The sequence below is a fragment of the Pseudoalteromonas sp. SG41-5 genome, assembly GCF_014164495.1.
In the GTDB taxonomy this organism is placed as follows: Bacteria; Pseudomonadota; Gammaproteobacteria; order Enterobacterales; family Alteromonadaceae; genus Pseudoalteromonas; species Pseudoalteromonas rhizosphaerae.
Genome location: NZ_JACJFH010000009.1, coordinates 1 through 18,754, shown reverse-complemented (window position 1 = coordinate 18,754; position 18,754 = coordinate 1). Strand labels below are relative to the sequence as shown.

Here is an 18,754-nt window from a genome sequence, read left to right as displayed (position 1 = left end):
AGCAATATAATAATATAATTATAGTTCGTATTATACTAAGGACGAATATTATGAAACAAACTCGCCACCCTCAACAGGTATCAGATATCTTTTCAAGGAAATTAGTATGTTGTTCCACCGATACCTCTTTAGTTGATGCTGTACGGTTGATGCAGGTTCATAATATAAGTGCAATTTTTATAAAAAAACGGCAAGAAATCGTTGGTATTTGGACTGAAGCAGATTGCATTAAACTAGATTTTACTGACAGCAACCTTAAACATATTGAAATTCAAAGCGTAATGAGTAGCCCGGTATTGAAAATCTCCTGTCAGCAATTACTGTGTGATGCCGCGCTTATTTTTTATCAACACAGTGTTCGTCATTTATTAGTTGTGGATGATGATGAGCTACCATGCGGCGTTATTAGTATTAGTGATATTGTACGTAATCAAGGGCTTGATCACTATTTACAATTTAGACCAATCAAAGAGCAATATCATAAAGATGTGTTAGTGGTACCTAGTTATTTGACGCTCAGTGAAGGCGTTGAAATGATGCGCGAGCGAACCGCCCAAGTTATTTTAGTGTATAACCAGCAGCAAGACGAACATGGCATTATCACCCAGCGAGATTTACTGCATTTGATCGTCGAACCCGATAGTAATGCGTCATGTTGGAGTTTTGCAAGTCGGCCCTTGTATCGGGTAAGCTCAAAAAGCAGTTTATTCGATGCATATCGGTTAATGTCTACTAACAATGTACGCCATTTAGTGGTCAGTGACGATTTGGAGATTAAAGGGGTGCTCGCCATTGAGCATCTTGTTAATGAAATAGAAAGCGCTTATTGCAGTGATCTTGAAAAAGTACTTGAACAACGTGATATGGATCTTCAGCATTCACAGCGTAATTTGTATCTCGCGAATAAAATAATTGATGCGTCACTTGATGGCATTATGATCACCCAACAAGATGGTGTGATCATGCAAGTTAATCCTGCTTTTACCGCCCTTACTGGCTATCAAGAATATGAAGTGGTCGGCAAACACCCTAGAATTCTAAGCTCCGGAAAGCACGGTAAAAATTTCTACGTAAAAATGTGGCAATCCATTACCCAAACTGGTGTGTGGCAAGGGGAAATATGCAATCGTAAAAAAAATGGTGATTTGTATGTTGAATGGCTAACTATTATTGCTATCCGCGAGCCAAATGATGATGAGCTAGTGTATGCGGCGATTTTTAGCGATATCACTGAACGTAAAACTGCAGAAGACAAAATCGTTCAGTTAGCTTATTTTGATGAGCTAACTGGCTTGCCTAATAGGCGCTTATTTAATGACAGGTTAACTATGGCATTAGCTGCTGCACATCGTAATAATGACATGTTAGCAGTGATGTTTATTGACCTAGATCGGTTTAAGGAAATCAATGATAGCTTAGGGCATAGCGCTGGGGATGAGTTATTAAAAATGGTGGCAATACGGCTGCAAAACGTATTATGTGAAGGTGATACTTTAGCACGTTTAGGTGGCGACGAATTTGTGGTGCTGTGCGAGATTGAAGACATTAGCGCTGTGATTAGTTTAGCCGATCAAATTTTAAATAACTTAAACACTCCTTTTCAGCTCGAAGGGCTTGAGGTAGGCGCGACAGCATCAATCGGTGCAGCGGTCTATCCTGATGATGGTCTCGATAGTGAAACTTTACTAAAACATGCTGATATTGCCATGTATCGCTCTAAAGAAGTGGGTAGAAACTCATTTCAGTTATTTAAAGCATCGATGAATGCACGCTCTTTAGAGCGCTTGGCGATGATGAGCCGGTTTCAATATGCGCTCGAAAATGATGAATTTGAACTATATTTTCAGCCTAAACAGTGTTTAAGAAGTAAAGCTATCAAAGGTGTTGAAGCACTCTTACGTTGGCAAGATCCCGCGCTTGGCATAATATCGCCTGCACAGTTTATTCCATTGGCGGAAGAACTCGGTCTAATTGTAAAGCTGGATCTCTGGGTGCTCAATAATGCAGGCATGCAATTGGCATTATGGCAACAACAAGGAATAACGGCTGGTCGGTTGGCAATTAATATCTCAGCTTGCCATCTTAGTCAGGGAAGTTTATCAAGTAACGTTGAAAAAATGCTCCAGCGCTATAATTTATCGGGAAATTGTCTTGAAATAGAGTTAACTGAAAGTAGTTTTATTAGCTCGTTTAGTCAGGCGAAAAGAGAGTTGTGGCAACTTAAAAAAATGGGCATACAGATTGCGCTAGATGACTTTGGTACCGGCTATTCGGCACTGAGTTACCTTACAAAATTACCCATAGATACATTAAAGATAGATGCCAGCTTTATTGCTAAAGTACCCGATGAATACGGTAATAGTGAGATTGTTGCCGCGATAGTGGCAATGGCGAATAGTCTTAATTTACAAGTTATCGCTGAAGGGGTTGAAAAGCTTGCCCAGTATAGTTACTTATTGGATTTAGGCTGCGATGTGATCCAAGGCTATTACTATTGCCGCCCGTTAACGCAGCGGCAATGGTTTGAATTTTATCAGCTGCAAAATCAACCTACGGTGATATCGTAAGAAGTAAATTTACGAATGTTGATAACGCCAGTATCAAAGATCAAGTACTGGCCTTTAATACCGTTTAAAATACCACTGACGACCGGTTCTTTATCAAAATTAAATGAACTGATTTTGGTTGGGTAGGTAGTAACTGGAAACTCTAATTCAACCACTTCTTCATCAAGTTGTTCTATCGCTGTAGCACCAAAGAGCTCTGCAAGTTCATTTAGTTTATCGGCAATTTGTGGAATAAGTTCTGCCGCAGCAGCTTTTAAATCAAGGACATCGCTTTGTCCTTTGAGCATATTACGCCAATTGGTTTTATCGGCAATAAATTGTGCTAAGGCAACTTCAACTAATCCTGATTGTAAGCGCGTTTGTACTTTGAATATTGGCAGTGCTTGCGTTGCACCTTGATCAATCCAGCGGGTTGGAATTTGTGTATGACGGGTGATCCCCACTTTCAGCCCTGACGTGTTCGCAAGATAGACATAATGTGGGATCATACAGTTTTCTTCGCCCCACTGTGGCTCACGACAAGTACCTTGGTCAAAGTGACATGTTTCAGGTTTCATAATGCACATATCGCAGCTAGCAAGCTTACGCATACATACAAAACAATGACCTTGCGAGTAACTTTTTTTGGTTTTTTTACCGCAGCTAGAACATACAATAGCGCCATTAAAAGTCAGTGTAAGTTGCTTGCCAATATAGGCATTAAGATCGACCAACTCATCACCCACAGGCAAATGATACTGAATCGGTTGTGTTAGCGATGATTTTAATTTTTTGATAGTGCCTTGCATCTTTACGCCCCTAAAGATGTGAAAAAGAGGATTCTATCAGTAATCCTTAAACATGTGGCAATTTTACTTAATTAGCTTGTTTATTTTCAGCTAACCACAGCAAATAGTCATCCACAGCGATGGCTTTGGAGTAATAGTAGCCTTGCCCGTAGTCTGCCCCCATGGCCTTTAAAAGTTGTTGTGTTGTGACATCTTCAACTCCCTCGACGGTAACTTTTAAACCCAAACTATGCGCCATTTCTATCGCAGCCTTAACAATTACTCGATTAGCACTGTGAGTAGGGAGACCTATAATAAATGATTTATCTACTTTTAAGGTTGAAAAGTTGTAGCTAACAAAACAATTTAGTGACGAATAGCCAGTGCCAAAATCATCTAAAATCACTTCAATACCAAGGCGGGTTAATTGTTCAACTAAGCTAATCATTTGCTGTTGGTTTGCAATTAAAGCTGACTCAGTAAGTTCAAATTTAAGTTGTTTAGCAGGAACGTTATGTTTGAGTAAAGTGTTTTCAATTTTCTCAATTAAATTATGGATCATTAAGTTTTTAGCACTTAAATTAACGCTTACTTTATGCTTAAAAAAACCTGCGTGATTAAACTTAGCGATATCTTGGCAAGCCTGATCGAGCACCCATAATGTAAGTTCATTGATAAGACCAGTACGTTCAGCTAATAGAATTAAAGCTTCAATATTGATTTGTTCATAAGGAGCATTAGGCCAGCGCAATAAGGCTTCACTGCCAATCGTTTGGCCGCTGCGTAAATCTATTTGTGGCTGATGATAAATAGTTAACTGGTTAGTTTTTAAGGCATTTTGGAATGCAGCCGCTAAGCTAATGTTCATAGTGACAGGCATTACTTTTGAGTGATTATTTGGATAGCTTGTTTGTGGCGCTTCGGTTAATGAAAAATAGCCATTTTGCAACCATGTATCAAAGCCACTTTCACCATCTAGGATACAATAACCCATTGCGTAGTTTAACTGTAAATCAAACCCTTGCACTGGATGATGCTTCGGTAAGCTTTTGCGGATTTTGGTTAATTTATCATGCAGTGATTGCGCACTTTGAGTTTTAATTGAAATGAATGCTAGCACACCGTTGCTCAAATCGGCAATCCGCGGATAGGTATCTAAATTGTTATCTAAATTGATAAACTCGCGCTCTTTACTCAGTTGCAGCTCAAGAGATTTAGCTATAGCAACAACGAGCTGACAGCTTTGAGTTTGATTTAAAATATGACTGAGAGAATTAAAATCAGTAATTCTAATTAAGCATAAGCTTGCTGTGCGCTGATTGAGCTGTAAAGTCATATAGGCTTGTTTTAGCATAGCACTGTTTAATAACTTGGTTTGTTCTGTATGAGTGGCGTGGTACAACGCCTTTTCTCGTTGATAGCGCACTCTATCGGCAAGCGCCATAGCCATTAAGATGACTTCACAAAGAATCGCAACCAAAAAAGCATGGCGGGTGGTGAAGCTATATTCTAATACGCCTGTTAGTTCTAAAGGTTGGATTGCAGCGCCAATGATCAGTGGGATCCACGAGATCATATAAAACTTAGCCCAACGAAAGCCGCTAAGTAGTTTGTTGTAAATTAAAATAATACAAACAATATAGAGTAATACCAACACAGCAAAAAATATTTGCGAAGAAATATATTCAACAATGAAAAAGCTGGCGAACCCTAAAACGAACATTAAGCTCAATAGTATTAGGCTTAGTTTATAGCGCCAGCATTTATCTTTATGATAACGTAAAAACATAGTACAAAATGACAGCGTAAAAAATGCGATGGCGTAATTACTTACCACTATATGGAGGTTAAAAAGCTTTTGTAAGGATACTGGCCATAAGTAAAAACCAAAGCCTAATACCGAGCCCATTAGGATCAACGCTGACAGTATGTAGCCAATATAAATAAGATAAACCCGATCACGAATACCAAAATACAGTACTAAATTATATAAAGCCGCCATGATTAGTACGCCAACAAAAATGCCCCAGATAGCGGTTTGTGCACGGAGTAAATCTTTAAATTCAGCCTCGCCATATAAGTTAATTGGGGTTTTACTGATCCCTGTAGTGTCTATTTTTATGACCAAAAAACTCTGGTTTTGTGCGGCAACAGTAAATTCTATATGCGGTACACTGTATTCAAATAAGCTTAATCCTGTTTGCCGATCGCCTAAATTAAAGGTGTTAATTAACTGGCCTTGGTTATCGAGTTGATAAACAGTCAAATAATCAATCATCGGATTATCAAAGTGGGCGTAAAGCTCTTTTGATACTGCTGTCCTATTGTCTAACTTCATCAGCAGCCAATAGTTTTGAGATTTTAGCCCCCATGGAATGGTGTCAAAGGGCTCTGCAATACGTGAATTAGATTCGTCTAAAAATGCTGTAAGTGTTAATGATTTTGATGGATCTATGCGATAGCTTTGCGCTAAATAAACCGCAGCTGTTTTATTGATTGTATAGCGAGTAGGGGTGGCTAAATGATTCGCAAACGTATATACGATGAACAATAGTATGCTCAAAATAAACAATGCAATAATATGGTATTTAAATGGCTGTTGTTCCAAGGTGCTACTTATATGTAATACATCACGGTTTTAGTGTAGCACTAAAAAAGCGCAGATAAACTGCGCTTATTATTAATAGCTGCTGGTTAGACCTATTTTTCGCGAGCAATAGCGCGATAAGCAATATCTGTACGGTATTCCATACCTTGCCAGCTAATTTCATCAACTAGTTGGTAGGCACGTTGCTGCGCTTCGGTAACTGTGTTACCTAGCGCCGTTGCACATAATACTCGGCCACCGGCAGTCACTACGTTATCGCCGTCTTGCTTAGTACCCGCATGGAAGACTTTTTCGCCTTCTGGGTAGGTTACTTTCAAGCCACTGATTGCATCACCTTTTGGGTAGTTATCAGGGTAGCCTTTAGCTGCAAGTACCACACCCACTGCTGCGCGTGAGTCAAACTCAATCGTCGTTTTATCAAGTTCAACACGATTAGCTGCTTCAATCAGTTCAACTAAGTCAGACTGTAAACGAAGCATCATAGGTTGTGTTTCAGGATCACCAAAACGGCAATTGTATTCGATTACTTTAGGGGTCCCAGAGTCATCGATCATCAAACCAGCATAGAGGAAGCCAGTGTAAGGATGGCCTTCGCTTGCCATACCTTCTACTGTTGGGTAGATCACTTCGTTCATAATGCGCTGATGAATTTCATCGGTTACCACTGGCGCTGGTGAGTATGCCCCCATACCGCCAGTGTTCGGACCTTGATCGCCATTATAAGCGCGTTTGTGGTCTTGGCTGGTAGCAAAAGGTAATACGTTTTTACCATCAACCATCACGATAAATGAGGCTTCTTCACCTTCTAAGAACTCTTCGATTACCACGCGGCTGCCAGCTTCACCAAAAGCGTTACCGGCTAGCATATCGCGAATAGCATCTTCAGCCTCAACTTCAGTCATGGCAACAATGACGCCTTTACCTGCGGCAAGACCATCAGCTTTGATTACAATCGGCGCGCCTTTTTCTTTTAAATAAGCAAGCGCAGGGTCGATTTGTTCAAACGTTTGATAATCCGCAGTTGGGATAGCATGACGGGCTAAAAAGTCTTTAGTGAATGACTTAGAGCCTTCTAGTTGCGCAGCGCCTGCTGTTGGGCCAAAGATAGCTAAACCGTGTTCACGGAATTTATCTACCACGCCAAGTACTAATGGTACTTCAGGTCCAACAATGGTTAGCTCAACATTATTGTTTTGTGCAAAGCTAAGTAGGCCATCGAGATCTTCAACGTTAATGGCAACATTCTCAAGCTTGGGTTCAAGCGCTGTACCGGCATTACCTGGTGCAACATAAACAGTGTTTACTTTTGTATTTTGAGCGGCTTTGAACGCAAGTGCGTGTTCGCGGCCGCCGCTGCCAATGACTAATACATTCATGGCGAATATCCTATTTAAAGCGGTTTTTTAAATTTCAGCGTCATGCGGTCGCTTTCACCAATAGCTTTATATTTAGCGGCATCTTGCTCGCCAAGTTTAAGGCTTGGTGGAAGGGTCCATACACCCTGTGGGTGATCGGCTGTATCAAGTGAGTTTGCATTTATGTCACTGCTTGCTGCAAGTTCAAAGCCTGCTTGTTTAGCAAGTTCGATTACCACGCTTTGCTTCATATAACCTGATGACTTTTGCATTTCATCAGCTTGCGCTTCAGGTAGGCGATGCTCAACCACACCTAAAGTACCACCTGGTTTAAGTGCTTTGTAAAAAGATTTAAATGCATTAGCTGCGGCGTCTTTATCTTTGCTCATATACCAATTATGTACATTGCGGAAGGTTAACACCATGTCTGCGCTGCTCGCCGGGGCAATGTCTAAATGTGTTGAAGGGGCGAATTCAGTCAGCTTTACTTTATTGAATCGCTCATCTTCAGCAATTTTCTTTTTAAAGCCAGCTAGAGCTCGTTGGTAATAACCCACCGATGAGTCAGCAGGGAAATGCGCGGCATAATAAGTGCCTTGCTCTTTCAGTGCTGGCGCTAAAATTTCACTGTACCAGCCGCCGCCAGGCGCAATCTCAACAACAGTCATAGTTGGTTTAAAACCAAAAAACTCTAATGTTTCGACAGGGTGGCGGTATTGATCGCGATCACTGCTGCGCTCGCTTGATTTAACTGCATTATTTAATGCTGAATCATGGCCATGCTCATGGCTAATAGCCATAGTTGATGTCATCGCAAGGGTGGCAACAAGTAGAGATTTTAGTGCAAATTTCATCGTCTGTTCCTTCACATTATATTTTTAGAATAGGTTATAGAATAAGCAGAATACGTGAATTTGTAGCAAACAAAAAGAGCTAACTGATGCAGTTAGCTCTTTTTGTGATTAATGGCGGAAGTGACGCATGCCAGTAAACACCATTGCCATACCAGCTTCGTCAGCGGCAGCGATAACTTCTTCATCGCGCATTGAACCACCTGGTTGGATTACCGCAGTAATACCAGCCTCTGCAGCTGCATCAATACCATCACGGAATGGGAAGAACGCATCAGATGCCATTACTGAACCTTTAACTTCAAGGTTTTCATCAGCGGCTTTAATTCCGGCAATTTTAGCTGAGTAAACGCGGCTCATTTGGCCTGCGCCTACACCAATGGTCATACCGTCACGGGCATAAACAATGGCGTTTGATTTAACAAATTTAGCCACTTTCCAGCAGAATAATAAGTCTTTAAGTTCTTGCTCAGTAGGCTGGCGCTTAGACACAACCGTTAAGTCGCCTTGCGTTACCATACCTAAATCACGGTCTTGGATGAGTACACCGCCATTAACGCGTTTGATGTCATGACCTGTCGCTTTGCCTGACCATTGGCCACACTCTAGTAAGCGTACATTTTGCTTAGCCGAAATAATTTGTGCAGCAGCTTCTGATACTTTAGGTGCAATGATCACTTCAACGAATTGACGTGACACAATCGCTTCAGCGGTATCAGCATCAAGCTCTTGGTTAAAGGCGATGATGCCACCAAATGCTGACGTAGGATCGGTTTTGAATGCGCGATCATAGGCTTCAAGGATGTTGTCACCGATTGAAACGCCACAAGGGTTAGCATGTTTAACAATAACACAGGCTGGTACATCAAATTCTTTCACACATTCAAGAGCTGCATCTGTATCAGCAATATTATTGAAAGAAAGTGCTTTACCTTGCAGTTGTATGGCAGTTGCAACAGACGCTTCTTGAACGTCGTTTTCAACATAAAAAGCTGCATCTTGGTGTGAATTTTCACCGTAGCGCATGTCTTGTTTTTTAGTAAACTGCATATTGATAGTGCGTGGGAATTTAGTTTCCTCAGCTGCTTCATCAGTGTAATCAGCAACCATCTTACCGAAGTAGTTAGCAATCATGCCATCGTACTGCGCGGTGTGCTCGTAAGCTGCAATGGCAAGATCAAAACGTGTTTTGTATGTAGTTGAACCATTGTTGCTTTGCATTTCGCTGATCACGCGGTCGTAATCTTTGGCGTTTACTACAATAGTCACGTCTTTGTGGTTTTTGGCCGCAGCACGCACCATCGTTGGGCCGCCGATATCAATGTTCTCAATGGCATCTTCAAGGCTGCAGTTTTCTTGAGCGACTGTATTCGCAAAGGGGTATAAGTTAACTACAACGATATCGATAGCTGAGATGTTATGAGCGTCCATTACATCTTCATCTTGACCACGACGCGCTAAAATGCCGCCATGAATTTTTGGGTGAAGAGTTTTTACGCGACCATCCATGATCTCAGGGTGACCTGTGTGGTCAGATACTTCAGTGACTTTAATGCCGTTATCAGCAAGTAATTTACAAGTACCGCCAGTTGATAAGATGTCTACGCCTTGTGATTCAAGAGCGCGAGCAAATTCAACAATACCGGTTTTATCTGACACACTTAGTAGTGCGCGACGAATTGGACGATGTGTATCCATTGTAGTTTGATTACCTCAGTGTTTGAGCTAGCTTAGAAAGGCGCTATTTTAACTGAATATCGCTTAAAAAACGATATTTATACACAAGTCATTTGGGTATACAGAGTGAGGATTTTGCAATTAGACGCTTTTTTGAGGATTTTTAAAGATATAAAAAAAGCACCCGAAGGTGCTTTTTCAAACGAATGTTGTGATAAATCACAACACGGTATTAGTTCATGCCGTATTTCTTTAGTTTCTTACGTAAAGTACCGCGGTTGATACCTAGTAAGATTGCCGCACGTGTTTGGTTGCCACGTGTGTAAGTCATTACTTCTTCAAGTAATGGTGCTTCTAGCTCTGAAAGAACAAGGTCGTAAACGTCTTGCACATCTTGACCGTTAAGCTGTTTTAAATAGTGATGAACAGCTTTCTTCACTGCATCGCGTAATGGCTGCGGTTTCTCGTGTGACTGAACATGAGGGTTAGTGATAAATGGAGAAGTCACGTTTTGTTCGAACATTGTTTATATCTCTTTCTTTCTTAGTTAGCTGCTAGTGTTTTAAAGTATTGCTCTAATGTCTCGATTTGTGCCTGTGGATTATCGAGAGCATTAAATACTCGCCTAAACTGACCGTCACTGTCATGGGTTTGCAAATACCAAGATACATGTTTGCGAGCGATGCGCGCTCCCATTGGTTCGCCGTAAAACGCATGAAGGTTCACTAAGTGTTCCATCAAAATACCACGTACTTCCTCAATTGGAGGCACAGGTAAATGTTCACCGGTTCGCAAATAGTGGTCTATCTCCCTAAAAATCCAAGGGCGACCTTGGGCGGCTCGACCAATCATAATGGCATCTGCACCCGTATAGTCCAAAACCTGTTTTGCTTTTTCAGGAGACGTTATATCTCCATTTGCAACGACAGGTATCGACACTGAACGTTTAATATCCCTAATAGTGGCGTATTCAGCTTCACCTTTGTACATACATGCGCGTGTACGCCCATGTACGGCCAATGAAGCTATGCCATAACGTTCAGCTATTCTCGCAATCTCGACACCGTTACGGTTGTCCTGATCCCATCCTGTACGGATTTTTAGTGTTACAGGTACATCAACAGCGCTAACCACTGCATCAATAATCTCTTCCACTAAATCAGGAAACTGTAATAGGGCTGAGCCTGCGAGTTTCTTGTTCACTTTCTTTGCTGGGCACCCCATATTTATATCTATGATCTGTGCACCATTAGTTACATTGAATTGTGCAGCCTGAGCCATAAGCTCGGGATCAGCTCCTGCGATTTGCACCGCACGTATTCCCGATTCACCACTATGATCCATACGGTTCATCGATTTCTCGGTTTTCCATACCAAAGGATTCGACGAGAGCATTTCAGACACGGCAAGCCCCGCACCTAAGCGGCGACAAAGTTGTCTAAATGGTCTATCAGTAATTCCCGCCATTGGCGCTACAATTACATTGTTCTCTAATTGGTATGTTCCGATACGCACTGTATTCAATAGGCCTCTTTTCAAGGGGCGCTAAGTTTACGGTTTTTTTTGCAAAAATCAAAGGCTATAAATTGAACAAAAGTGACTTTTTTTTGACTTTTGCGTATTGACATTTGATAACAGTTTGACGAATGGCTTTATTTGTGTGAATTTTATACAGAAGTAATTTGTGGTAAGAAATCATTCTGTTTTTTGGCGTGTAAATAATAGGTAAAGCCTGTTAATTACAGGCTTTACCTGAAGGTTTTACGTTAATACTCTAAATTGCCGATCCCAGTAAGTTAAGCTTTTTTTATGCCACTTACTCGTGTCCATTCACCTTCAACAGCGATATCATCAAGCGCTAAAAAAGGGGCATAAACATCTGCTACCGACTGCGCTTGTTCTTCTAAAATTCCCGACATGGCAATTTTACCACCTGGTTTTAACAAGCCTAATATCACACTGTGTAATTCACGCAGTGGCGCAGCTAAAATATTGGCCACCACGATATCGGCGCTAAACTCAGGCTGATTTTCTGGCAGGTATACTTCGAGTTTATCGGCAACGCCGTTACGCTGTGCGTTATCTAAGCTTGCTTCAAGGGCTTGAGGATCGATATCGATGCCGATCATGCGCTCAGCGCCAAGTTTGATAGCTGCGATACCTAGAATTCCAGAGCCACAACCAAAGTCGACCACAGTTTTACCGGTCAAATCTTGGCTTTCAAGCCATTTTAAGCACAAAGCGGTGGTAGCATGAGTGCCAGTGCCAAAAGCAAGGCCAGGGTCAAGCAGTACATTGACGGCATCAGGATCGGGAATATCACGCCAGCTTGGGCAGATCCATAGTTTTTCACCAAACTGAATTGGGTGGAAGTTATCCATCCATTCACGTTCCCAGTCTTTGTCTTCAAGTTGCTCTATTTTGTACACTAAGGTGTCTTTTAACTCATCATGGCGCTGTAATAGAGCTATCACCGCATTCATATCGTGGTTAGCTTCGAATAAACCAATTACAGTCGTGTCAGCCCAAAACACCACAGTGCCGATTTTTGGTTCGTAAATAGGGGTGTCTTTAGCATCAATAAAGGTAACAGACGCACTACCTGCCTCCATTAATAGATCACTTACTGCATCTGCGGTTGCAGCATTAGCATTGATACGGATTTGGATCCAAGCCATAATTATTTCCTGTAAATAGAAAAAAGGCCGCTACAGCGGCCTTTTAAATTTAAATCTGTATTTGCTAATTACTTAGCATCTAAGAAGCTTTTCAATAAGTCAGAGCGTGAAGGGTGGCGTAATTTACGTAGTGCCTTCGCTTCGATTTGACGAATACGCTCACGCGTTACGTCAAACTGCTTACCTACTTCTTCTAGGGTATGGTCGGTATTCATATCGATACCAAAACGCATACGCAATACTTTAGCTTCGCGGGCTGTTAAGCCAGCAAGCACATCATTGGTAGCGCCACGAAGAGATTCCATTGTTGCCGAGTCGATTGGCGAATCAATAGTGGTATCTTCGATAAAGTCACCTAAGTGCGAATCTTCATCATCACCGATTGGCGTTTCCATTGAAATTGGCTCTTTAGCAATCTTAAGTACCTTACGGATTTTATCCTCAGGCATCATCATGCGTTCTGCTAATTCTTCTGGATTTGGCTCACGACCCATTTCTTGCAGCATTTGACGAGAAATACGATTAAGTTTATTAATCGTTTCAATCATATGCACCGGAATACGGATTGTACGCGCTTGGTCGGCGATAGAGCGGGTGATTGCTTGACGGATCCACCACGTAGCATAAGTTGAAAACTTATAACCACGGCGATATTCAAACTTATCAACAGCTTTCATCAAACCAATGTTACCTTCTTGGATTAAGTCCAAAAATTGTAAACCACGGTTGGTGTATTTTTTCGCAATTGAGATCACAAGACGTAAGTTAGCTTCAACCATTTCTTTTTTCGCACGGCGCGCTTTTGCTTCACCAATGCTCATACGACGGTTGATGTCTTTAATACGCTCAATGCTTAAACCTGTGCTTTCTTCGATTACACATAGTTTATTAATACAGCGGATGATTTCTGGTTTGATTTCTTCTAATTTTGCAGAATGTTTTTCATTCGCAGCAATCTCAAGATCAATCCATGCAGCATCAGTTTCATTATTAGCAAAGTGCTTAACAAAAGTTTTCTTCGGTAACTTAGCGATTTGTACAGCTTGTTTCATGACGATACGTTCTTGAACACGAACTCTGTCCATCATTTCACGCATGTTGTTAACCATACGATCAAACTGTTTCGGCACTAGTTTAAAGGTTTTAAACAGCTCACCAATCTCAAAAATCGCAGCTTGCGATTCTGGATGTGAACGGCCTTTACTATCAAACGTGTCGCGCGCTTTATTATAAAGATCACGAAGATTTTCAAAGTGAACACGAGCCTCTTCAGGATCTGGGCCAGTATCTACTTCTTCTTCGTCTTCATCATCGCTATCAGTATCATCGTCATCTTCATCATCAAGTTCTTTTTCGCTTAATTCAGAACCGATATGGGTAGCAGAGATTGGCGCAGCATCTTCATTAGGATCGAAGAAACCAGAGATAATGTCGCTTAAGCGCATTTCTTCTGCTTCAAACTTATCCCATTGCTCAAGTAGGTATGTAATTGCTTCAGGGTATTCTGCAACCGAGATTTGTACTTGGTTGATCCCTTCTTCAATACGCTTAGCGATAACAATTTCGCCTTCACGGGTAAGCAATTCAACAGTACCCATTTCACGCATGTACATACGAACCGGATCCGTTGTACGGCCGATTTCTTTATCTACAGTAGCAAGCGCAGCGGCTGCAGCTTCCGCTGCGTCTTCATCTGTTGTTGTTTCTTGCATCATCAATTCATCGGCATCAGGCGCGTTTTCGCTAACCTTGATACCCATATCATTGATCATACTAATGATATCTTCTACTTGATCTGAATCGATAATATCTTGTGGAAGGTGATCATTAACTTCTGCAAAAGTTAAGTAACCTTGCTCTTTACCTTTTTGAATCAGAAGTTTTAATTGTGACTGAGGAGTTGGATCCATAGAGATTGTTTCTTCCACTCTGATAAGTTGATACAACAGGCGCCAGCTTGCTTATTTATTAAGCCAAGCTAAGTATTATTTGACGCAGTGAATAGCACAGTATAACAGCATAATTCATTTTTGACTAGCTGTTAGTGTCTTTTCGACCCTTTTAACGCTTGAGTAAGGGCTAAACATTCTAGTCTTTCTTCACTCGTAAGTCCTTGGGTCTTGTCTTTTATTAATAAGGTCTCGAGTCGATAATTTAAACACTGATCTTCAATAAATCTGAAAGTATTTTTAAATTCGTCCTCTAAACGGTCGTCATTGATCTCATGACGCCAAGTAGCGAGCTTAATGAGCGCCTCGTACTCGGGTGTTTCTCGAAATGATTCAATTAATTGCGCTGTAGTAATGTCACTTTTTTGTAAAGCGCAATGTTGCAACCTAATAAGCAAGGCGATACCGGCAATATTCATTTGTGCTAAATCAGCTAAATAAGGCACTGTATTGGCTAATTTAGGGTGCTGAATTAGTAACCCAATTGCGCGACGCATTGGCGTAATTTTAAATTTTCGCTCAATCGCATGCTGCTGTTTAGGTGTTTTTAAGCGATTGTTTAACTGCTCTTTAGTGCGGCCTATTAATCGACCTAAGTGCTCTAATAAGTTTTCTTGATAAAACTGACTAGGGATTTTCTCAACCAACGGAAGCACAGCACTAAGAAGCTTAGCTTTACCTGCATCGGTAGTTAAATCAATCTCTTGGCTGAGTTTATTAAATAGCACTTTAGTAAAATCATCGGCTTGAGATAAACGTAGTTCAAACGCTTCTTTGCCTTCTTTTTGTACTAATGAATCGGGATCTTCACCGTCTGGTAAAAATACAAACAGTAGCGCTTTGCCATCATTTAAATAGGGCAGGGCATTTTCGAGTGCACGCCAAGCGGCATCTCGGCCAGCGCGGTCACCATCATAACAACAAATTACCCGGTCAGTGGCTCTAAACAATGTATGCATGTGTTCAGTGGTGGTGGCAGTACCAAGCGCAGCTACCGCATATTCAATACCTTGCTCGCTCAGTGCCACAACATCCATATAGCCTTCAACTATGAGTACATGGTCGAGCTTTTTATGCGCTTGTTTTGCTTCATATAATCCATATAGTTCAAAGCCTTTATGGAAGATACGGGTTTCTGGCGAGTTTAAATATTTAGGTCCTTGATCCGCTTGCATCACACGGCCACCAAAGGCAACAACACGACCACGTTTATCGCGAATAGGGAACATTAAGCGATCACGAAAGAAGTCAAATTGGCGGCCTGGGGTTTTCTCTGAGGCCAGCTTTAGCTCAACTAATTGCTCTTTTTGTGCTTTATTGCGGCCAAGTTGTTGGCAAAGGCCTTCCCATTCACTGGGGGCATAACCAATCATAAACTTTTTAACGGTTTCGCCACTTAGGCCTCGGCCTTTTACATAGTCTATTACGGTTGCTGAATTAGCATGATGTTTTAACTGGTGTTGATAAAAACGCGCACTATGGAGCATTAAATCGTAATCTGAGCGTTTTTGTTCTGCGGTACGCTCTGGACCATTACTGGTGCCTTGCTCTCGAGGTACATCAAGATTTAGGATGCTTGCAAGTTCTTCAATGGCATCAACAAATTCAAGCTTGTCGTATTCCATAACAAATGAAATAGCGTTGCCGTTCGCACCACAACCAAAGCAATGATAAAACTGTTTGTCTTGAGATACTGTAAATGATGGGGATTTTTCGTTATGAAAAGGGCAACAGGCTTGGTAATCTTTGCCCGCTTTTTTTAAGCCAACTTTGGAGTCAATTAGCTCAACAATATCGGTTCTGGCAAGTAAATCATCTATAAAATTACGTGGGATCTTTCCAGCCATTAGTAAAGTGTAGTCCTGAGATAAATAGAAAATAAGGTGAACGAAATATCAGATAATTTAGTTCTACAATTTAGATTTGAACACAAATGCTATTTTTATTAAAGCGAAAAACGAAGAAACCGAGCACATGGCTCGGTTTGCTTAAATCATACATCTGTATGTGGGAGTATTAGGCAGTTAATCGTTGCTTAATTAAACCAGAGATCTTACCTAAATCGGCGCGACCTTCAGCTTTGCTTTTGATTATACCCATTACTTTACCCATATCTTGCATACCTGCTGCGTTAGTATCAGCAATAGCCGCATCAATAAGAGCTATGATTTCTTCTTCACTCAATTGTTGAGGTAAGAATTCTTCAAGAGCTGTAATCTCATTGGCTTCAATTTCGGCTAAATCTTCACGGCCAGCATCAGTATACTGAGTGTAAGAATCACGGCGTTGTTTAACAAGCTTCACTAATACTGCGGTAATACCGTCATCATCAAGTGTTATTTGCTCGTCAATTTCACGCTGCTTGATTGCAGCAAGCACCATACGAATTGGGTTAAGACGAGATTTGTCTTTCGCTCGCATCGCATCTTTTTGCGCATCTTTTAGCTTTATTAAAAGGCTCATTTATACAAGACCAATACTGATCAATATAATTTAACGCGACGTGCGTTATCGCGAGAAAGCTTCTTCATGTGACGCTTAACCGCTGCAGCTTTTTTACGCTTACGCTCAGCTGTTGGCTTTTCATAGTGCTCGCGACGACGAACTTCTGAAAGGATACCTGCTTTTTCACATGAACGCTTGAAGCGACGAAGTGCTACGTCAAACGGTTCGTTCTCTCTTACTTTAATTACTGGCATTAAAAATTCACCTACCTAAATAATGAGCGTTGCTCAAGTTGATCAAACAATGATCAAGTGGTTCAAAAATGGTGCAGTATTGTAATCCGAAGCCGCACCACATGTAAAGGATAAATATTGTCTGCTCCAAGTGGAAACAAAAAATATTTCTATGTTACTAATTTTACTGTAGTTCATAGAGGCGGCAAAATACTTGTCCCGCCGCTTTTTCTTTTAATAACAGCCAATTGCTAGGCGTTTGCAACGCACTCATCTCACTTTCTACTTCAACATAAATGAGGGCATTTTTACTTAGCCAGTCATTTTCAGTAAGTAAGTCACAGCATTTTTGGGCTAAACCTTGGCGAAAAGGTGGATCAATAAACACTAAGTTAAACTGTTGTTGCTGAGTATTGTTACTTAAATAAAGCAAACTGTCGGTGCAAATTACTTCAGCATTAGTGAGTTTTAACGTGTCAATATTAGTTTGTAATTGGTTGGCGGCTAGTTTATCCATCTCTAAAAAGCGTGCACTGAGAGCAAAACGAGAGAGTGCTTCAAAACCTAATCCACCGGAACCTGCAAAACAATCGAGTACTTTAGTATCGCGAGTATCTTGCATTAACCAGTTAAATACCGTTTCTTTGATACGATCTGTGGTTGGACGAAGACCTTGCACATCTTTTACTGGTAATTTACGACCACGAAATTGCCCGCTGATGATCCTAATAACGCCATCGCTGGCTTTATTACTCACTTGTTTTTGTGGTGATTTATTTCTCATTTAGCTCACTAAAAAATGGTATCTAGAATCCAGCTCAGATAATATTGCAATCATATAGTAGCGTGTCATTTTTCAACTGCGCTAAAAGTGTTACTATGAGCATCTTAGACAATATGTTGTGGTTATTAGCGGCTTTGTTTTAAAGCAATGCAGCGAATACACAAAGTATTACCGTTAGTTTATCAGATTTTTATAAGTGGTTATTAGCAAGTATGGCAAAAAAAAATAAATTCCTGTCTTGGTTTGGTTTTGGTAAGTCAGATAAAAACCAACAAGTAGAGCAGACCGCCCAAGAGGCCGATAACCAACAAGCGGAAGTTGAGCGCTTAGAACAACAGCGTATTGCCGCAGAGCAAGCTGAAGCTGAGCGTTTAGAGCAACAACGAATTGCTGCAGAAGAGGCGGAAGCTGAGCGCGCAGAGCAACAGCGCATTGCTGCAGAGCAGGCAGAGGCTGAACGTGTAGAGCAACAGCGCATTGCTGCAGAGCAAGCGGAAGCTGAGCGTGCAGAGCAACAACGTATTGCAGCAGAACAGGCCGAAGCTGAGCGTGTAGAACAACAACGTATTGCCGCAGAGCAGGCCGAAGCTGAGCGCGCAGAACAACAACGCATTGCCGCAGAGCAGGCTGAGCGTGTAGAGCAACTGCGCATTGCTGCAGAGCAAGCTGAGGCACGTGATGCTGAACGCCAAGCTATCACTGATGCTGAATTAGCAGCAACAGAACAAGCAGAACAACAACGCCGCGATGAAGCCGCTCGTTTAGTACAGCAAGAAGAAGCAATGCTTTTAGAGCAAGAGCGCATAGCAACAGAGCAAGCCGAAGCTGAGCGTTTAGAGC

Annotated in this window: 14 protein-coding genes and 1 pseudogene; 2 read left to right on the top strand and 13 right to left on the bottom strand. The window is 41.4% G+C overall.

Annotated elements, in window-relative coordinates; all coding sequences use genetic code 11:
• Positions 1 to 50: 50 nt before the first annotated feature.
• Entirely contained in the window at positions 51 to 2,567 is a 2,517-nt protein-coding gene (locus H5232_RS04040; RefSeq protein ID WP_182784591.1) for an EAL domain-containing protein, read from the top strand.
• Here the strand turns inward: H5232_RS04040 and H5232_RS04035 are convergent.
• From H5232_RS04035 to rsmD, 13 genes are all read right to left on the bottom strand, one after another.
• Positions 2,546 to 3,355, bottom strand: coding sequence for a DUF2797 domain-containing protein (locus H5232_RS04035; RefSeq protein ID WP_149983115.1), 810 nt, complete (start codon positions 3,353 to 3,355; stop codon positions 2,546 to 2,548). The genes H5232_RS04040 and H5232_RS04035 overlap by 22 nt on opposite strands.
• A gap of 67 nt (positions 3,356 to 3,422) precedes the next feature.
• Positions 3,423 to 5,942: an EAL domain-containing protein gene (locus tag H5232_RS04030; protein WP_182830576.1), complete on the bottom strand. Its 2,520-nt coding sequence runs from the start codon at positions 5,940 to 5,942 to the stop codon at positions 3,423 to 3,425.
• A gap of 92 nt (positions 5,943 to 6,034) precedes the next feature.
• Positions 6,035 to 7,318: a phosphoribosylamine--glycine ligase gene (gene purD, locus H5232_RS04025; RefSeq protein ID WP_149983113.1), complete on the bottom strand. Its 1,284-nt coding sequence runs from the start codon at positions 7,316 to 7,318 to the stop codon at positions 6,035 to 6,037.
• Between the two features lie 14 nt (positions 7,319 to 7,332).
• On the bottom strand, positions 7,333 to 8,151 hold the full coding sequence (locus tag H5232_RS04020) for a class I SAM-dependent methyltransferase (RefSeq protein ID WP_182717209.1): 819 nt from the start codon (positions 8,149 to 8,151) through the stop codon (positions 7,333 to 7,335).
• A 108-nt stretch (positions 8,152 to 8,259) separates the two neighbouring features.
• Positions 8,260 to 9,846, bottom strand: coding sequence for a bifunctional phosphoribosylaminoimidazolecarboxamide formyltransferase/IMP cyclohydrolase (gene purH, locus H5232_RS04015; protein ID WP_182717208.1), 1,587 nt, complete (start codon positions 9,844 to 9,846; stop codon positions 8,260 to 8,262).
• Between the two features lie 211 nt (positions 9,847 to 10,057).
• Positions 10,058 to 10,348, bottom strand: coding sequence for a DNA-binding transcriptional regulator Fis (fis, locus tag H5232_RS04010; protein ID WP_002957804.1), 291 nt, complete (start codon positions 10,346 to 10,348; stop codon positions 10,058 to 10,060).
• Positions 10,349 to 10,368: 20 nt separating this feature from the next.
• Positions 10,369 to 11,340: a tRNA dihydrouridine synthase DusB gene (gene dusB / locus H5232_RS04005; protein WP_179959235.1), complete on the bottom strand. Its 972-nt coding sequence runs from the start codon at positions 11,338 to 11,340 to the stop codon at positions 10,369 to 10,371.
• Between the two features lie 281 nt (positions 11,341 to 11,621).
• The gene (gene prmA, locus H5232_RS04000; protein WP_149983109.1) at positions 11,622 to 12,503 is read right to left on the bottom strand and encodes a 50S ribosomal protein L11 methyltransferase; all 882 of its coding nucleotides are present in this window, start codon (positions 12,501 to 12,503) and stop codon (positions 11,622 to 11,624) included.
• 68 nt (positions 12,504 to 12,571) lie between these two features.
• Positions 12,572 to 14,413, bottom strand: coding sequence for an RNA polymerase sigma factor RpoD (gene rpoD, locus H5232_RS03995; RefSeq protein WP_145234798.1), 1,842 nt, complete (start codon positions 14,411 to 14,413; stop codon positions 12,572 to 12,574).
• Between the two features lie 131 nt (positions 14,414 to 14,544).
• A complete protein-coding gene (gene dnaG, locus H5232_RS03990; protein ID WP_182797866.1) occupies positions 14,545 to 16,299 on the bottom strand; it encodes a DNA primase in 1,755 nt (584 codons plus the stop codon).
• A 169-nt stretch (positions 16,300 to 16,468) separates the two neighbouring features.
• Positions 16,469 to 16,915 carry a GatB/YqeY domain-containing protein gene (locus H5232_RS03985; RefSeq protein WP_145234803.1) on the bottom strand — a complete coding sequence of 149 codons (447 nt, stop codon included), beginning with the start codon at positions 16,913 to 16,915 and terminating at the stop codon, positions 16,469 to 16,471.
• A 20-nt stretch (positions 16,916 to 16,935) separates the two neighbouring features.
• On the bottom strand, positions 16,936 to 17,151 hold the full coding sequence (gene rpsU, locus H5232_RS03980) for a 30S ribosomal protein S21 (protein ID WP_002957797.1): 216 nt from the start codon (positions 17,149 to 17,151) through the stop codon (positions 16,936 to 16,938).
• Positions 17,152 to 17,314: 163 nt separating this feature from the next.
• Positions 17,315 to 17,914, bottom strand: a complete 600-nt coding sequence (gene rsmD, locus H5232_RS03975) for a 16S rRNA (guanine(966)-N(2))-methyltransferase RsmD (protein WP_145234805.1) — start codon at positions 17,912 to 17,914, stop codon at positions 17,315 to 17,317.
• 212 nt (positions 17,915 to 18,126) lie between these two features.
• Between rsmD and H5232_RS03970 the strand changes: the two are divergent.
• Positions 18,127 to 18,754: pseudogene (locus H5232_RS03970) on the top strand (signal recognition particle-docking protein FtsY); the annotation flags it as partial.

What these genes read in the sequence shown, in the direction of transcription:
- H5232_RS04040 (WP_182784591.1), top strand. Translation starts at nt 51, where the DNA reads ATGAAACAAACTCGCCACCCTCAACAGGTATCAGATATCTTTTCAAGG.
- H5232_RS04035 (WP_149983115.1), bottom strand. Translation starts at nt 3,355, where the DNA reads ATGCAAGGCACTATCAAAAAATTAAAATCATCGCTAACACAACCGATT.
- purD (WP_149983113.1), bottom strand. Translation starts at nt 7,318, where the DNA reads ATGAATGTATTAGTCATTGGCAGCGGCGGCCGCGAACACGCACTTGCG.
- H5232_RS04020 (WP_182717209.1), bottom strand. Translation starts at nt 8,151, where the DNA reads ATGAAATTTGCACTAAAATCTCTACTTGTTGCCACCCTTGCGATGACA.
- purH (WP_182717208.1), bottom strand. Translation starts at nt 9,846, where the DNA reads ATGGATACACATCGTCCAATTCGTCGCGCACTACTAAGTGTGTCAGAT.
- fis (WP_002957804.1), bottom strand. Translation starts at nt 10,348, where the DNA reads ATGTTCGAACAAAACGTGACTTCTCCATTTATCACTAACCCTCATGTT.
- prmA (WP_149983109.1), bottom strand. Translation starts at nt 12,503, where the DNA reads ATGGCTTGGATCCAAATCCGTATCAATGCTAATGCTGCAACCGCAGAT.
- rpoD (WP_145234798.1), bottom strand. Translation starts at nt 14,413, where the DNA reads ATGGATCCAACTCCTCAGTCACAATTAAAACTTCTGATTCAAAAAGGT.
- dnaG (WP_182797866.1), bottom strand. Translation starts at nt 16,299, where the DNA reads ATGGCTGGAAAGATCCCACGTAATTTTATAGATGATTTACTTGCCAGA.
- H5232_RS03985 (WP_145234803.1), bottom strand. Translation starts at nt 16,915, where the DNA reads ATGAGCCTTTTAATAAAGCTAAAAGATGCGCAAAAAGATGCGATGCGA.
- rpsU (WP_002957797.1), bottom strand. Translation starts at nt 17,151, where the DNA reads ATGCCAGTAATTAAAGTAAGAGAGAACGAACCGTTTGACGTAGCACTT.
- rsmD (WP_145234805.1), bottom strand. Translation starts at nt 17,914, where the DNA reads ATGAGAAATAAATCACCACAAAAACAAGTGAGTAATAAAGCCAGCGAT.